At 39.0% G+C, this 15,743-nt stretch carries 13 protein-coding genes; 10 read left to right on the forward strand and 3 right to left on the reverse strand.

Annotated elements, in window-relative coordinates:
* Positions 1–29 precede the first annotated feature (29 nt).
* The 5 genes from OS138_RS09470 (at position 30) to OS138_RS09490 (ending at position 5,192) form a co-directional block, all read left to right on the forward strand.
* Complete coding sequence (locus OS138_RS09470) at positions 30–926, forward strand: class C sortase (protein ID WP_325070070.1); 897 nt, start codon at positions 30–32, stop codon at positions 924–926.
* Between the two features lie 180 nt (positions 927–1,106).
* Positions 1,107–1,781, forward strand: a complete 675-nt coding sequence (sapR, locus tag OS138_RS09475) for a two-component system response regulator SapR (protein ID WP_002291233.1) — start codon at positions 1,107–1,109, stop codon at positions 1,779–1,781.
* 17 nt (positions 1,782–1,798) lie between these two features.
* Entirely contained in the window at positions 1,799–2,824 is a 1,026-nt protein-coding gene (gene sapS, locus OS138_RS09480; protein ID WP_086324498.1) for a two-component system sensor histidine kinase SapS, read from the forward strand.
* A gap of 88 nt (positions 2,825–2,912) precedes the next feature.
* The gene (locus tag OS138_RS09485; RefSeq protein ID WP_081156411.1) at positions 2,913–3,779 is read left to right on the forward strand and encodes a GRP family sugar transporter; all 867 of its coding nucleotides are present in this window, start codon (positions 2,913–2,915) and stop codon (positions 3,777–3,779) included.
* Positions 3,780–3,815: 36 nt separating this feature from the next.
* A complete protein-coding gene (locus OS138_RS09490) occupies positions 3,816–5,192 on the forward strand; it encodes an amino acid permease (RefSeq protein ID WP_081156412.1) in 1,377 nt (458 codons plus the stop codon).
* 100 nt (positions 5,193–5,292) lie between these two features.
* Here the strand turns inward: OS138_RS09490 and OS138_RS09495 are convergent, their stop codons facing one another.
* Both OS138_RS09495 and OS138_RS09500 read right to left on the reverse strand, forming a co-directional pair.
* The gene (locus tag OS138_RS09495) at positions 5,293–6,489 is read right to left on the reverse strand and encodes a toxic anion resistance protein (protein WP_002286766.1); all 1,197 of its coding nucleotides are present in this window, start codon (positions 6,487–6,489) and stop codon (positions 5,293–5,295) included.
* 123 nt (positions 6,490–6,612) lie between these two features.
* A complete protein-coding gene (locus OS138_RS09500) occupies positions 6,613–7,275 on the reverse strand; it encodes a 5-bromo-4-chloroindolyl phosphate hydrolysis family protein (protein WP_002286764.1) in 663 nt (220 codons plus the stop codon).
* A gap of 227 nt (positions 7,276–7,502) precedes the next feature.
* Here OS138_RS09500 and OS138_RS09505 point away from each other — a divergent pair, with 227 nt between their 5' ends.
* The 5 genes from OS138_RS09505 (at position 7,503) to OS138_RS09525 (ending at position 13,168) form a co-directional block, all read left to right on the forward strand.
* Complete coding sequence (locus OS138_RS09505; RefSeq protein ID WP_002325125.1) at positions 7,503–8,066, forward strand: NUDIX hydrolase; 564 nt, start codon at positions 7,503–7,505, stop codon at positions 8,064–8,066.
* Positions 8,067–8,078: 12 nt separating this feature from the next.
* Positions 8,079–8,363: a cell wall synthase accessory phosphoprotein MacP gene (macP, locus tag OS138_RS09510; RefSeq protein WP_002286760.1), complete on the forward strand. Its 285-nt coding sequence runs from the start codon at positions 8,079–8,081 to the stop codon at positions 8,361–8,363.
* An 18-nt stretch (positions 8,364–8,381) separates the two neighbouring features.
* Positions 8,382–9,074, forward strand: a complete 693-nt coding sequence (locus tag OS138_RS09515) for a 5'-methylthioadenosine/adenosylhomocysteine nucleosidase (protein WP_002291218.1) — start codon at positions 8,382–8,384, stop codon at positions 9,072–9,074.
* A gap of 11 nt (positions 9,075–9,085) precedes the next feature.
* Positions 9,086–9,631 (forward strand): cysteine hydrolase family protein, encoded by a 546-nt coding sequence (locus tag OS138_RS09520; protein WP_086324499.1) that lies wholly within the window; start codon positions 9,086–9,088, stop codon positions 9,629–9,631.
* Between the two features lie 270 nt (positions 9,632–9,901).
* Positions 9,902–13,168, forward strand: a complete 3,267-nt coding sequence (locus tag OS138_RS09525) for a right-handed parallel beta-helix repeat-containing protein (RefSeq protein ID WP_325070065.1) — start codon at positions 9,902–9,904, stop codon at positions 13,166–13,168.
* 540 nt (positions 13,169–13,708) lie between these two features.
* On the opposite strand, the gene OS138_RS09530 is transcribed toward OS138_RS09525, so the two are convergent.
* Positions 13,709–15,616 (reverse strand): M13 family metallopeptidase, encoded by a 1,908-nt coding sequence (locus tag OS138_RS09530; protein WP_325070066.1) that lies wholly within the window; start codon positions 15,614–15,616, stop codon positions 13,709–13,711.
* Positions 15,617–15,743: the final 127 nt, after the last annotated feature.

Raw genomic sequence — 15,743 nt, forward strand, 5'->3', positions numbered from 1 at the left:
TTTTAAATAAGAAGGTGAAGAAAATGAAAATGAAAAAGAAAACAGGTAATAGACCTCAAACCCAGATCAGTATTTTATTACAATTATTTATGGCAGTGATGTTTCTTGCCGGAGCTGTAGTTTTTACATATCCATTTTTAGCAGATGCTCTCAGCAATTATTTGGATCAAAGAAGGATCGAGAATTATCAAAAGCAGCTTGAACGCGATAAAGAAGAAAAACATGAGCAACAATTAGCAGTGCATGAAAAGAAAAATCAGACGCTTGCTCATACATCAGTAATCCCAGGAATGGGACAAGTCAAAGATCCTTTTGAGCAAGCGGTTAGAAATGTCCAAAATCCAGGAAAAGAATATTACGAACAACATATGATCGGAACCATCTATATTCCAAAAATCAATGTTAGCTTGCCTTTATTTGATGAAACGAATGATCTTTTGCTAGATAGAGGAGCGACAGTCCTGCAAGGCACCTCTTTTCCAACTGGAGGAGAGAGTACACATTCCGTGATTACCGCCCATAGCGGTATTGCTGAGAAAAAACTCTTTACGGATCTTGAAGAAATGGAGCAAGATGACCGATTCTATCTTGAAGTGTATGGTCGGATGCTCGCTTATGAAGTCGTTGAGAAAATTGTTGTCCTTCCAACAAAAACAAATACATTAGCAATCAGAGAAAAGCAGGATCTAGTCACACTTATCACTTGTACGCCTTACACCGTGAACACTCACCGATTACTAGTGACAGGAAGACGAGTCCCCTTTACAGAGGAAGTCTCTTCAAAGATAGAACAGACAAAAAAATACCATCTTTATCAATTACTTATACTCCTTCTAGGTATATTACTAGTGCTAACGCTTTTCGGTTATTGGTGTTATTGGAAATTTAAAAGACAAAAACAACTAAGGAAAAATAACAGATCATAGACCAATTGTTAAGAATAACATAATAAATTTAAGCTATATTGAAAAGACAAAAGCGATTAAATCGCATATTTTCAGTTTTTTTTAACGTTTACTAAAATGACATTTTCCAGGTAAGCCAACTTGTTTCACAAGGGCTTCTTTGATATTGTAGTAGCAAGAAGAAAGATGGAGGGATTTTTTATGGCAAAAATCATGGTAGTCGAAGACGAAGAGATCATTCGACAATTGATCATGGAGGAACTTGAGAAATGGCAATTTGAAACCTTTGGAACGACCGATTTCAATCAAGTGTTCTCAGACTTTGAAAGAGAAGAACCACAGCTTGTATTACTAGATATTAATCTTCCCGTTTTAGATGGCTATTATTGGTGTCAAAAAATACGTGAAGTATCGAAAGTACCGATCATTTTTATCTCCAGCAGGAATACGAATATGGATATGATCATGGCTATGAACATGGGGGCAGATGATTTTGTGACAAAACCTTTCCAAATCGATGTACTGATTGCAAAAATCAATGCATTACTTCGCCGTTCTTACAACTACACAGAATTATCTAGTGAAATGATGAGCCATAATGGCATTACGTTGAATGTTGACAACGGAAGTATGGAAATCAACGGAGAGATCATTGATTTGAGCAAAAATGAATATCGTCTGTTATTTATTTTGATGAAGCACAATGGGAAGATCTTAAGTCGGGAAAAATTGCTGCGAGCACTGTGGGATGACGAACGATTTGTAGATGACAATACATTGACAGTCAACATCAATCGGTTACGCCGAAAAATCGAACAGGCAGGTATCCAAGGATATATCGAAACAAAAGTAGGACAGGGATATATCGTTCCCTGAAAGGATGAGCGGTTAAGATGAATTTTTTTAAATATTTGAAAGATCAGTGGACATTGATCTTGGGATGGCTGTTTTTTATTGCATTGACGATCTTTGTGATGTGGCTGGCGCCAAACATCAAAGTTGATTTGAGCACAATTGCTTATTTAGCTTTGATCGAGGGCGTCTTTCTGATTTTTTATCTGCTGGGTGGTTACTTGAGCAAGAGAAGATGGTGGGGAAAATTAGCTGACATACAAAAAACTTCCCCTTTGCAAAACTATTTGAGCGGTGGACGAACAGAAGAAGAAAAACTGGTAGAAGAATATATCAATCAGCTGATCCGTGAACACCAAGAAGTAATGCAATCAGCAATCAGTAATCAACAAGACCAAAAAGATTATATTGACTCATGGGTTCATGAAATCAAAGTGCCACTTTCCGCTTCTAAATTGCTAGTTCGTTCGATCGAGTTCGATATTGACGATCAAAAGTATACATTACTAGAAAATGAATTATCAAAAATCGATGAATACGTAGAACAAGTCTTGTATTATGCAAGACTAGACAGTTTTTCGCGGGACTACCTCATCCAAGAATATGGACTAAAAGGAATCATTCAGCCTGTGATACGCAGTCAGGCAAATTATTTTATCCAAAAAAATATTCGCTACGAGATCATTGGTGAGGATCATACTGTTTTGACCGATGCTAAATGGATCGCTTTTATCTTCAACCAATTGCTTAGTAATGCCATCAAATATACGCCGGATCACGGAAACATCATTGTGAGCATAGAAAAGGAAGCACAAGGAGTCAGCCTTTCAGTTAAAGATTCAGGGATCGGTATCCCAGCGGAAGACTTGAAACGGATCTTTGATAAGGGATTTACTGGGAGAAATGGTCGACTTAGCAAAACACATTCAACAGGATTAGGACTTTATTTAGCAAAAAATCTGGCCGAAAAATTAGGAATCCATTTGACGGCTGAATCAACTGAAGGAAAAGGGACAACAATGACTTTATTTTTCCCAATCTTAAATTTTTATAATGAAAAACGTTAGAAAATCGTTAGAAACGAAAAAAAGTGCTTGTGTTGTTAACGTTTTCGCTGATAAGTTTCTTATCATGTGAAATAAAAGGAGATTGGTTATGGAAATTTTAATAGCATTAGTCCCTATGTTGGCATGGGGGAGTATTGGTTTAGTAAGTGGTAAAATTGGTGGCGATGCCAATCAACAAACACTAGGAATGACGATCGGTGCATTTCTGTTTTCTTTAGTTGTCTTTTTCGTTGTTAGTCCTGTAATCACCCCTTGGATTTTCTTGATCGGATTTTTATCCGGCTTAGCTTGGAGTGTTGGACAAAATGGACAGTTCCATGGAATGAAGTACATGGGTGTTTCTGTAGGGTTACCATTGTCTACTGGTTTTCAATTAATTTTGAATACGATTGCGGGAGCCGTTTTCTTCCATGAATGGACACAAACGAAAGATTATGTATACGGTATTATTGCTTTAGCTCTTCTTGTAAGCGGTGCGTATTTGACTGCCCGACAAGATGACGAAGGAAAAATAGATACAGAGAATAAAATGCTTGATTTTGGTAAGGGTTTTAGAGCATTGATCTTCTCTACGATTGGTTATGGTGTATATACCATCATCGTCAACTGGGCGAATTTGGATGCGATGTCAATTATCTTACCTCAAAGTATCGGAATGATCTTAGGCGCAAGCTTCTTTGCTTTCCGTAAAGTTAAAGTCGATCAGTTTGTGTGGAAGAACATGATCTGTGGATTATTATGGGGCTTAGGAAACATCTGCATGCTTCTAACAGTCAAATCACTTGGTTTAGCTGTTGGCTTCTCACTTTCACAAATGGGGATCATTATCTCTACTTTAGGTGGGATTTTCATCCTTGGCGAAAGAAAAACGAAAAAAGAGCTCATTTATGTTATTGTTGGTTGCCTTTTAGTCATTTTAGGTGGTATCCTTTTAGGGTATATGAAAACAGTTTAATCGCTGTTTTCCAACCTAAAATGGGGAGGAACTTCAATGGATTTGTTTCGTAAGAAAGAGATCAATCTCAATCATACGAGTGAGATGAAAAAAGAACTAAAAACGTCTGATTTGATCATGCTTGGAATTGGTGCGATCATCGGTACGGGAATATTTGTGGTGACAGGGGTTGCGGCCAATCAAAATGCTGGTCCAGCACTGTCACTTTCATTTGTCTTAGCTGCAATCGTTGTCATTTTGTCTGGACTAAGTTTCGCAGAATTTGCTTCGCGAGTGCCAGTGATTGGTGGGCCATATGCCTATCTGTATGTTGTATTTGGTGAATTTGCTGCCTGGCTGACAGGGTGGTTGTTGATCGGGGAATTTTTACTAGCGGTTTCCTCTGTTGCTTCCGGTTGGTCTGGCTATATGCAAGGTTTTTTGAAAAGTTTAGGGGCCGAACTTCCACAAGCATTAACTGGAGGGTACAATCCGGAAAATGGTACATACATTGACTTGATTGCGGTGCTCGTAGTGATATTCGTCACTTACATCGTGTCGCTTGAAGCCAAGAAAGCATTACGTTTGAATAATGCCATGGTATATGTCAAATTTGGTATCATCGCGTTGTTTATCATTGTAGGAATATTTTTCGTTAAGCCTGATAACTGGCAGCCATTCATGCCTTTTGGTTTTTCCGGTGTGCTAGATGGTGCAGCTCTTGTGTTTTTTGCTTTCTTGGGATTTGATGCCGTTGCAATGGCAGCCGAGGAAGTCAAAAACCCGCAAAAAGATGTGCCAAGAGGAATCATTGGTTCGATACTGATTGCTACTGTCCTTTACATCATCGTGACGCTGATCTTGACAGGAATCGTTCCGTATACTGAACTAGGAGTCAATGACCCAGTGGCTTTTGCAATGAGGTATGTAGGACATGGAACAGTGGGCGCGGTGATCGCTGTAGGGGCAATTTTAACGCTACTGACGGTAACGATCTCGATGATGTATTCACTTGCTCGTTTACTGTTTGCTGTCAGCAAGGATGGCTTACTTCCTAAGTTTATGACAGAAATCGATCAAAAGCATCGCACACCGAAAAAAGCGACTTATGCCGCTGGTGTGGCAGCTTTATTCTTTGCCGGATTTTTCCCATTGAATGTATTAGCGGAACTAACGAATATCATGGCGCTCGCCTATTTGATGCTTGTTAGTCTAGGCTTACTGAAGTTGAGAAAAATGTTTGGCAAACCAAAAGCTGGAGAATTCAAAGTGCCATTCGTTCCGCTATTGCCAATCGTCTCCATCTTGACTTGTATTGTATTGATGCTTCGTCTGCAAACTGTGACATGGATCGTGTTCGGTATCGTAATGGTTATTGGACTGATCATTTATTTTGGCTATGGCTATGGACACAGCAAGATGAATGAGAAATAGACTCCAATGGAGAAGTTAGAAGAAAGATAAGAAAAACGCCCATCAACAGTTGTAATAAACTGTTGATGGGCGTTTGTTTTAGTAACAAGCGAAAGGTGATCTATTGGGTTAAATCCAAAAGTTTTTGTTTCAGATCTTCTTCCATGTGTCCAAGCTCTACTTCTGCATGACGACGTTTTTCTTTTCCTTCTTTTTGGATACGCAATGTCTCTTGGATTGTTTCAATCAAATCATTTTGAGTGGTTTGAAGGGTCTCGATATCCACGATTCCACGTTCATTTTCTTTCGCTGTTTCGATGGCTGAGATTTTCAGCATTTCTGAATTTTTCTTCAATAAGTCGTTTGTTGTTTCAGAGACTTGGCGTTGAGCAGTTACTGCATCTTTTTGACGAAGCAAGGTCAATGCGATCACGACTTGGTTTTTCCACAGCGGAATGGCTGTAGCGATAGATGCTTGGATCTTTTCAGCCAAGGCCTGATTTGTGTTTTGGATCAAACGGATTTGTGGTGCTTGCTGGATCGTGATCTGTCTAGCTAAGCGAAGATCATGCGTACGTTTATCCAGACGATCTAGGAATTGCGTGTAATCATTGGCAATCTGAACATCCATCTGATCGCCAGTTTCTTCTGCTCTTTTCATCGCTTCTGGAATGATCGTTGTTTGAAGTTCTTCCATTTTCAATTCTCCAGCAGCGATATAAATATTCAGTGCATCAAAGTAGTCTTTGTTTTTCTGGTAAAGCTGTTCTAACATCAGATTATCTTTTAGCAGACCGTCTTTTTCTTTATCTAATTTCACTGAAATCTTGTCAATTTGTGCACCAATCTTTTGATATTTTGCTGTCACTTCATAGATCGATTGTTTGACCTTCCCGAAGACACGCTGGAAGATGTTCCCTTCTCCGGCACGCAGTTCGTCAGGATTGGCTTCTTGGAGACGATACATCAGTTCAGTTAAGGAATCTCCTACAGGACCAATATCTTGTGCTTGCACATGATTCAACATCGATTGTGAGAATTCACTTAATTTTGCTTGGGCAGCCGATCCGTAGCTGATGACAGACTGTGCATCATTAGCATCGATTTTTGCTGCTAGCTGTTTAGCTTGTTCTTGGCGTTCCGCCGGTAGTTTGTCAATTAAACGAGCAGCTGTCTGTTGCTCTTGGAGCTGATCAATCTCCGCTTGTTGTGAAGTGGTCAGCGTATCTGTTGGAGTTGAAAACGGGTTGTTCAATAAATCTTCAAGTGTATCGTTAACTGGTGTAACATCTTTTGTTTCAGTCGGTTTATGATCCATAAAAAATTCCTCCTTGTTGAATCTGTTCTCGATTTTTACATGAATGTCTCTACTTTAGAAAAAGTACTCGAAACAGCCAGACATCATCTGAATGTTCCGAGTCTTCTTTTATGAACAAAAGAGTTAATCCTTTTGTTCTGGTTCATATTTATTATCACGCTTTAAGCTCTGTTTCGCAACAGATATCTCTACGTCGATATCATCTAGATCCTCAGCAACGAATTTTTGATAATCTTGTGCGATTAAAGCTGACAGCTGGTCGATGATCTGCGCGCTTTCTTCTAGTTTTTCATAGGTCTGTTTGTTTTTGATCTCATGGTCATTGATCTCATTATACTTATTTGTCAAATCAACTAGATTCGGCAGATGCGTATAAAGAAACTGACTTGCTTCATGCAGTCGGTTTGGTTCTTTCACCAATTCTTTGAATAAAGCTTTTGCTGCTTTGACTGGATCATGGCGGAGATCGATTGCTTTAAGTTTGGCTGTCTGCTGCATATTCATTTGCAATTGATTGATCTCATTTTTTGTTTGATTCATTGTTTGTCGAAAAAATGAAATTTCATTCGCTGTCATACCGCTTTTTTCATAGTGAGTTTCAAGTTCGTCAGTCAGTGCAGGAATTTCTTCTTGTTTTCCCTTTTTCCTGCGCGAACCAAAGAGTCCCCACAAAACTAAAACTACACCTATCAATAAAAGTCCTAGAACAAAAGAAAAACTATTGTTTCGGACAAAGAGAAATAGCAAGACCAATGCTAGAAGCCACGGCCAATTTCGTTTTATCATAATAAACCCTCCATGTCATTTATCGTTGAGTATTGAATTCTTTTCGTTATTCGATTACATACTTATTTTAGCATACGGACTACTAGAAAGAGTATCGGACTAAAGAAGGATTTTCTATATTTAGAGAAAATCTAAGGTTTATCTATGGTAAACTAATAAGGAGTTTTTGAGAAAAATTGAAAAATGAAAAAAAAGCAGTTATGATTACAAAGAAAGCAGGAGAAGATATGCTGAATAATGAGCAATTTGAAGAAAAAACAATCAGTCGCAAAGAAATCTATAGCGGAAAAATTATTGATGTTGCTGTAGACGAAGTTCGTTTGCCAGATGGAGGAACTTCGAAGAGAGAACTGGTATTTCATCCTGGCGGTGTTGGGATCATTGCTTTTGACGAACAAGATCGTCTGCTTCTTGTCAAACAATTTCGAAAACCTTTAGAAAAAGTGATTTTGGAGATTCCAGCTGGAAAAATCGATCCAGGAGAAGGACAAAATCCCGAAATGACAGCAGCTAGAGAATTAGAAGAAGAAACTGGCTATCGTGCGAAGTCGCTGAGCCATCTTACTTCGATGTATCTTTCACCAGGTTTTGCAAATGAAGTCCTTCATATTTATCATGCACAAGGGGTAGAGAAGGTCGAGAATCCTTTAGCACAAGATGAAGACGAAGTACTGGAGTTGTATCATCTAACTCTTGAAGAGGCGCAACAAGCGATGAAAGATCAGTTGATTTGTGATGCAAAGACGATTTATGCGATTCAATACTGGGAACTATTGACCAAAGGAAAGTAGAGGGATCGGCTTATGGCCAAAGGACCGCTTATTACGCGAAGCGAACTTCGCAAGCGACAACAAGCACAAGCAAGCGAGTCATTAAAAAAACAGCGAAAAGCAGAAACAGCTTATCAGCAAGAAGAAAAAAAGATTGCTAGCTTTTATCGTAAAGAAAGCAAAAAGAATAAACCAATCACGAAAACAAGGATCAGCGAACGGGAAAAGACGACCAAATGGAACTCTTTTTTGATGAAATCTCTTATTATTGTTATCCTAATGTTATGTGTGGTTTTTTTAGCAATCGCATTTATATAGAAAGAAGGAATTAAAAAGATGAAAATTGGTATTATCGGCGCAATGGAAGAAGAAGTAAAAATTTTGAGAGAGAACCTAAGCGAACCATTATCATGGGAACGCGCAGGCGCTTTATTTATTTCAGGTTCATTAGGTAACCACGAAGTGATCGTCGTACGTTCCGGTATAGGAAAAGTTTTAGCATCTATTACCACAAGTCTGTTGATCCAACAATATGGCGTGAACATGGTGATCAATACAGGTTCAGCTGGCGGGATCGGTGAAGGCTTACAAGTAGGTGACATCGTTATATCAGACAAAGTAGCTTATTTTGATGCAGATGCAACAGGATTTGGCTACAAACCAGGACAATTACCAGGAATGCCTCTATATTATGAAGCAAGCACATATTTGCGCAGTGAAATGGTTAAAGCAGCAAAAGCAACGAATTTGAACGCAAAAGAAGGATTGATCGTTACAGGTGATACATTTGTCGACTCGCCAGATAAAATCAAAGAAATCTTAACGAATTTCCCTGAAGCATTAGCTTGCGAAATGGAAGGAGCCGCTGTTGGACAAACAGCTCGTCAGTTCAATATCCCATTTTTGATCGTACGTGCAATGAGCGACACAGCAGATCACTCGGCGACACAAAGCTTTGACGAATTTATCGAAGACGCAGGCAAACGATCAGCAGAAATGGTGATTGAATTTGTCAAACATCTCGTATAAGGAGGACTAAGATGAACGCATTGATCTCGATTGACTACACATATGATTTTGTTGCAGAGGATGGAAAGCTGACTACTGGGACAGCAGGACAAGTAATTGAAAAAAAGCTGACTGCTCATACAAAGAAGTTTATTGATCAAAAGGATTTTGTCGTTTTTGCCATTGATGCGCATGATCCAAAAGATTCCTTTCATCCGGAGAACCGCTTATTTCCTCCGCATAATGTGATAGGAACGGGTGGACGGGAATTGTACGGCTCTTTAAAAAGTTTATACCAGGACTATGAGCAAGAGGAAAATGTTTATTGGATAGACAAACGGCATTATTCCGCTTTTAGTGGAACAGATCTAGACATCCGTTTGCGAGAACGCCAGATCACAGATGTTTATTTGACCGGCGTATGTACAGATATCTGTGTGTTGCATACAGCAGTCGATGCGTATAATCTAGGATACAAACTCCATATTTTCAAAGATGCCGTGGCAAGTTTCGATCCCGTTGGACATGAATGGGCATTGAGACATTTTGAATCCACACTAGGCGCAGAAATTTTATAAAAAAACAAAGTGTTTTGATAAAATAAAAAGCATAAAATAATAAAAGAAAAGCATAAAACAAACGATATTGTTTTATGCTCTTTTTTATACGTTATTTTAAAAAAATCTTATTTTTTTACGTTAATAAATCTCTTTATTATTAACAACTTAAGTTATATTTTTCCTTTTTATAAAATACACTTATTATAATTTTGTTTTTTATTGACAGTAAAAATAAATTAGGTAATGCTTTAAGTAAACGCTTTCTAATTTGTTTCGGGAGGAATATACTTGTTAAAAAAACGTATAAAATACAGTGCGCTAATGATGAATCTCCTCATGCTCAGTACCCCGGTTTTAATTTCTGTCGTTGAAGTTGCTGCTAACGAACAACAGTCTGTGAACGAAGAAAATGCACACGTGAACATTGAAGGGATGTCAACAATGGAGGAAGTACCAAAAACTAGTGAAGATATGGATACGGAAGAAGGAAATGATCCTATGATGAAAGAATCAGAAAATGAAAAGACAAAAAAGCAATCTGAAGAAGCAAATGAAGAGTGGAAAGGGGTTGTTTTCGGAGAAAGCACAAGTGCTAGTAGGTATGCCATTGAACCATTAGAAGACGGTGTGCGGCTCTCTTCCACGAATAACGGCGGAAAATTCCAGTCAAGCGGATCAGATGGAATGACCTATTATTATCAAGCAATCCCCAAAGACATCAACTTTAGGATGCGGGCGACGATCGAAATAGAATCTTGGACCTATACGAATGCCCAAGAAGGATTTGCTTTGATGGTAAGAGACGCAGTACCAAAAGATCATTTGTTTGGGCAGGCATTTTATTCAAATTCATTTGCCATACTAGGCAGTCGGATCGAGTATGTCTGGGATTCGGATAGACAAGAGGTGGTCCACACGAACGGCAGCAAATATACAATGCGGCTTGGGTTGGGGACACGGGCAATCACAGGAATATCATCTGAAGATCCGCAAGCTGCGCCAGCTCCTGGGAGTGTCTCAGTGGAAACAACACCTTTAGAGACTTCAGCAGGGTTCTTGGAAAAAGAAACAGGTTCTTATAATATATTCGGAAACGGTCATGGGAATCTGTTTCCGGCCACGAACTCGATTACTAAACTGGACGTAGAGATGAAAAAAACGAATACTGGTTTAGAGGCATATTATTATGATCCTGAAACAGGAGAAGAAATGGCTTCTGACATCATGTATGACTGGGAAAAATTATACGCTTCAGATGAATCGGTTATTTATGCAGGATTTGCTGCAGCAAGGAATATGACGATCAAGGTAGAAGGAATCGAAGTTGCTTACTCAGATCCTGCGACAGATCCTCCTGGGCAAGAAAGACCTACTCGCTTGATTGATCCGATTTACACTGTGACCTCTAGTAATCATTCAGGAAACCAAGATCATACTATGTCCTTTAGAGCAAATGCTGACGGATTATTGACAATTAAAAATAAAGCAACAGGAGAGGTGCTTAAGAACGCAAAAAACTTGGCTATCACTGCGAATCGGGAATTTGATTATCAGACAAAACTGATGGAAGGAACGAACGAATTTACTTTCAGTTTTACGCCAGATAAAAACTATCCGCCAGAAGAATACGTAGAGATGACTAGTTATGAAACAAAAGAGATTCTTCATACAGTGGACTACCGTAAACCTAAATATTCGACAGTTTATGTAACACCAGAAGGGTCAGATGCAGGAAACGGAAGCAGACAAAATCCATTATCTCTGACACAAGCATTGAGATACGCATATGCTGGGCAGACAATCGTCATGGCGCCTGGAACTTATTCCTTCGAAAGAGGATTGACGATTCCAAAAGGCGTTAACGGGACAAGAGAAAACCCGATTCAGTTGATTGCAGAGAAAAATCCAGAAAACAAGCGTCCTGTACTTGATTTTAAAGGAACTGGAAATGGGATGACACTGTTCAGTCACTACTGGGGGTTACGAGGGTTTGACATTACAAATAGTGCAGCTATGCAAAAAGGATTACAGATTTCTGGAAATCATAATTTGATTGAAGAGATTCATGCTTATCGGAATGGAAATACAGGAATCCAAATCAGCGGTAGCTCAAATGATCCTTTCGAAGCATGGCCCGCGCATAACTTAGTCAAGAACTGTACATCTTTTGAAAATGCCGATCCAGGATTTGAAGATGCCGATGGATTTGCGGCCAAACTGACAATAGGAGAAGGAAATGTATTTGACGGTTGTATCGCGTATCATAATGCAGATGACGGTTGGGACCTTTTTGCTAAAAATGAAACAGGTTCGATCGGAAAAGTAATCATCAAAAACTCAGTTGCTTATCGAAACGGCTGGGTACCGGGAATTGAGGGAGAAGGTAACGGTAATGGATTCAAAATGGGCGGTTCTTCTTTATCGGGCCCTCATGAATTGATCAATAGTTTGTCTTTCGAAAATCTTGCGAAAGGAATCGATTCCAATAGCGGAACAGATATTATCGTCAATAGCAGTACAAGTTTCAACAACGGTTCATATAATGTGGCTCTTTATACCTCTTCAGCAGGAAACACAGACTACCATGCTTCTGGTATCTTATCTTTCCGAACAGAGAATCTTGAGATGAGAGAGCAGATCCGCCCATTGAATCAAAACGAAGATCAAATCTACCACTCGTTGAACTACTATTGGAATGAACGAGAGAAACAATCAGAAAATACTCTTGGACATACCGTATCAAAAGATTGGATCGAGTCTCTAAATACATGTTCGAAAGAAGGTCAGCAGCCTGTTACGCGCTATGAAAATGGAAGTATCCATGTTCATGGACTGATGCAGATTAAACCGGGGAATCGTCAAACAGAAAAGGAAAGAGTGGATGGTCTTCCATTATCTGTAGGTGCTATTTTTGACGGAGAAACCTCACCGTCTTCGGAATATCCAGAGTATGCAATCGTACAAGAACCAAATCAGACAAAACCAAATGAACAAAATAATCCGATTATTATACAAGAAGCAAATGGTATGGCGGAGAATGCAGAAGGAAATATCATTGAACTGAAGCCTTTTACAGTTTTTGTGTCAACTTTCACACCAAATCAAGGAACGCCTGTCTTTGAAGATATGCGTTATTTCCCAGAAAAGATCCAAATCGTTGAAACACAGTCCAGTGCTCAATTTTCTAATCATACCGCTATTTTTTCAGCACCTTCAAAAGGAGAATATACGCTAGAAGTCACTTATCGTTCGGAAATATTTGATGGGGAAAAATGGTCTGCTCATACAGAATCTGTTACCCAGCAAAAAGCGATCACTGTGCGAGAAACTGCCGATGTGCCCCCGGGAAATGACAAACCAGAAAGAGAAAATCCAGGAAATGAATCGTCAAATGGAAAACCTTCTCATCCGGATAGGACAGCAAAAGAAAGTAAAAAAGATGGCACTCAAGGACTCCCAAAAACGGGAGAATTTAATAACCCGTTGCTAGCATTAGCTGGAGGAATTTTGTTAATCGGTGTAGTTGTTTATGTCATGAAACAGCGAAAAAAATAAGTGGAATTTCTCCTTTTATGATGTAAAACAATTGACTGAGGAAAGTATAAATAGAAGGAAATGAGACCAATAGATGTCTCACTTCCTTCTATCTTTTTATAGATGAGGTTTTCCTTGCTGCTTTTGATTGGCTGCTCTTATTACTTGATGCAGGACAGCTTTTTCACAATCTCTCCACTAAACGGTGTTCAATCAGCTGACCCTCGGTATTAGCTCAACAAACGGCAAAATATGAGGAACTATTTTTCCGTTTTTTTCTCTAATACTCAGGTCAGGACGCTGATTTCACAACCTCTCGATAAACGGTGTTCAAAAGCCAGTTTCTCGGTAGTAAGTCAAATTTATGCAAAAATGTGGAAAGCCATTTTCACAAAATTTTTCTTACTACTTGAAACTAAGCAGCTTTTTCACAACCTCTGATACATGGTATTCCAGAAGTAACTTCTTCGAAAAATAAGCCGAAATGTCACAAAAATTTGAGAAGCAATTTTCCCCAATTCCTTCTTATTTCTTGAAGCTGACCACTTCTAGCACAACCTCTTACCAGATTCGCACTCTTTTTTCTGGCGCTAGATACATAGCGTCTTGTTCCGTGATACCAAATGTTTCATAGAATTCGTCAAGGTTTTTTGGTTGCACGTTTGCTCGGAGTTTAGCAGGGGCATGGACATCGATTTGCAGTAAAAGTTGTTGGTATTCTTTTTTTGCTTTTGTACGCCAAATCGTTGCCCAATTGACAAAGAATTCCTCGATAGAAAGATCTGATTCCGTTTTTGCTGCTTCCAATGCACAGCTTAGACCGCCTGCATCAGCAATATTTTCCGAAACGGTTAATTTTCCGTTTACTTTTCCGTCAGCAAAAGGCAGACCATCGAATTCTTCGATCATTGCTTGTGCTTTGTTTTGAAATTGTGTAAGATCTTCTTCTGTCCACCAGTTGTTCAAGTTGCCATATTCGTCAAATAAAGCGCCGTTATTATCAAATGCATGGGAAATCTCATGAGCGATAACAGCTCCGATTCCACCATAATTAGCAGAGCTTGATTGTTCTAGACTGTAAAATGGTGCTTGAAGGATCGCTGCCGGAAAGACGATCACATTCCGAAATGGATGATAATAAGCATTGACCGTGTCAGCACTCATTTCCCATTCTGAACGATCCACTGGTTTGTTCCATTTGCTGAAACGATCTTTTAATGTGAGTTTGCTGAAAACAAGAGTATTTGAAAGCAAAGTACCACCCTGATCTGCAGGTACTGTTTTGAACTGGTCGAATAATGCTGGGATCTTATCGGGGTAGCCTACTTGGATACCTAAGTTATTTAATTTTATGACGGCTTTTTCTTTTGTTGCATCCCCAAGCCAGTCATTTTCTTCTAGACGTTTTTTATAAACGGCGATCATTTTTTTCACCATTTGTTCTACGTCTTTTTTAGCAGCTTCGCCAAAATATTTTTTTCCGTAGTAATCGCCAACTACTTGATCGAATTGTCCAGAGGCAAGGTAATACGCTGCTTTTTTCTGAGGCATTGCTTCGTCTGTTCCAGACAATACGCGAGAATAGATTCCGCTGACTTGGCGGAATTCTTCTGATAGATAACCACTAAGAGAACGTACTGTTTTAATGATCATCCAGCTTTTGAATAACGGAAAATGAGCTTCTGTCAGGATGTCATTCAAATGATCGAAGTACACTGGATCAGTTACGATCACTTTATCTGGAGTTGTCCCAATCAAACCCGTGACAAGTTTTTTCAAGTCCAGTTTATCTGTGTATTGAATAAATGTATCAAAAAATTGCGGATTATACATTTTGCTGTAATCTGCGTTTTCTTCTGCACTTTTTACATGAGGAGCAATCAATTTATCAAATTGCACTGCTTGTTCCGTGATTGCTTCTGCCTGACTTTTTTCTTTGCCGGCAAGCTCTAATAACTGAACAGCCATATCAAAGAAAACGCCTATTAGTTGTGCACCGTTGGGATGGTCTGATGCATAATACGTCTTATCTGGAAGGAATAAAGAAGGCGGATAAGCAAAGAAGGCGTTCGTTTGCGCATTCTTCATATCTGCATCTACATCCAGATTAAATGGCAATGGTAATGTATCCAACAGCCATTCTGGAAATTGCTCATTCAATTCGTCGAAAGACTGCAATGATTCAACTTTTTCGATTATAGGTTGAAGTGGTTGAGCATGCAACTCATTTCTTCGGTCATAATCGTTTGCCAGTTGATAATATGCAAGGAAATGTTTCATTTTTTCTGAAGACACTTTTTCTGGATGGGCAAGCAGATCGTCTGTTTCTCCCATCAAAAGTTGGTCGATCCCGTCAACTAAATCTTGGAAACCGCCTGTAGCTGGTTTATCTGCAGGGATTTTTGCTGTTTTTTGCCATTCTTCATTGACTGCTTCATAGAAATCTTGTTTCAATCGTTCTTTGTTCATTCATCGATCGCTCCTTTTTTGTTTCGTGTGCCCATTATCTTACAAAATGAAGGAATTAACAAATAGAACATAAAAAATTGAAAATTCGAACAATCAAACTGATTTGTTTTTTTCAATCCTTCACTTA

It is taken from the genome of Enterococcus sp. E5-37 (assembly GCF_035726925.1).
Lineage (GTDB): Bacteria > Bacillota > Bacilli > Lactobacillales > Enterococcaceae > Enterococcus_B > Enterococcus_B faecium.

Coding starts and splice junctions, on each gene's coding strand:
- OS138_RS09505 (WP_002325125.1), top strand. CDS start 7,503: ATGCTGAATAATGAGCAATTTGAAGAAAAAACAATCAGTCGCAAAGAA.
- OS138_RS09490 (WP_081156412.1), top strand. CDS start 3,816: ATGGATTTGTTTCGTAAGAAAGAGATCAATCTCAATCATACGAGTGAG.
- OS138_RS09470 (WP_325070070.1), top strand. CDS start 30: ATGAAAAAGAAAACAGGTAATAGACCTCAAACCCAGATCAGTATTTTA.
- macP (WP_002286760.1), top strand. CDS start 8,079: ATGGCCAAAGGACCGCTTATTACGCGAAGCGAACTTCGCAAGCGACAA.
- OS138_RS09515 (WP_002291218.1), top strand. CDS start 8,382: ATGAAAATTGGTATTATCGGCGCAATGGAAGAAGAAGTAAAAATTTTG.
- OS138_RS09495 (WP_002286766.1), bottom strand. CDS start 6,489: ATGGATCATAAACCGACTGAAACAAAAGATGTTACACCAGTTAACGAT.
- OS138_RS09530 (WP_325070066.1), bottom strand. CDS start 15,616: ATGAACAAAGAACGATTGAAACAAGATTTCTATGAAGCAGTCAATGAA.
- OS138_RS09500 (WP_002286764.1), bottom strand. CDS start 7,275: ATGATAAAACGAAATTGGCCGTGGCTTCTAGCATTGGTCTTGCTATTT.
- OS138_RS09520 (WP_086324499.1), top strand. CDS start 9,086: ATGAACGCATTGATCTCGATTGACTACACATATGATTTTGTTGCAGAG.
- OS138_RS09485 (WP_081156411.1), top strand. CDS start 2,913: ATGGAAATTTTAATAGCATTAGTCCCTATGTTGGCATGGGGGAGTATT.
- sapR (WP_002291233.1), top strand. CDS start 1,107: ATGGCAAAAATCATGGTAGTCGAAGACGAAGAGATCATTCGACAATTG.
- sapS (WP_086324498.1), top strand. CDS start 1,799: ATGAATTTTTTTAAATATTTGAAAGATCAGTGGACATTGATCTTGGGA.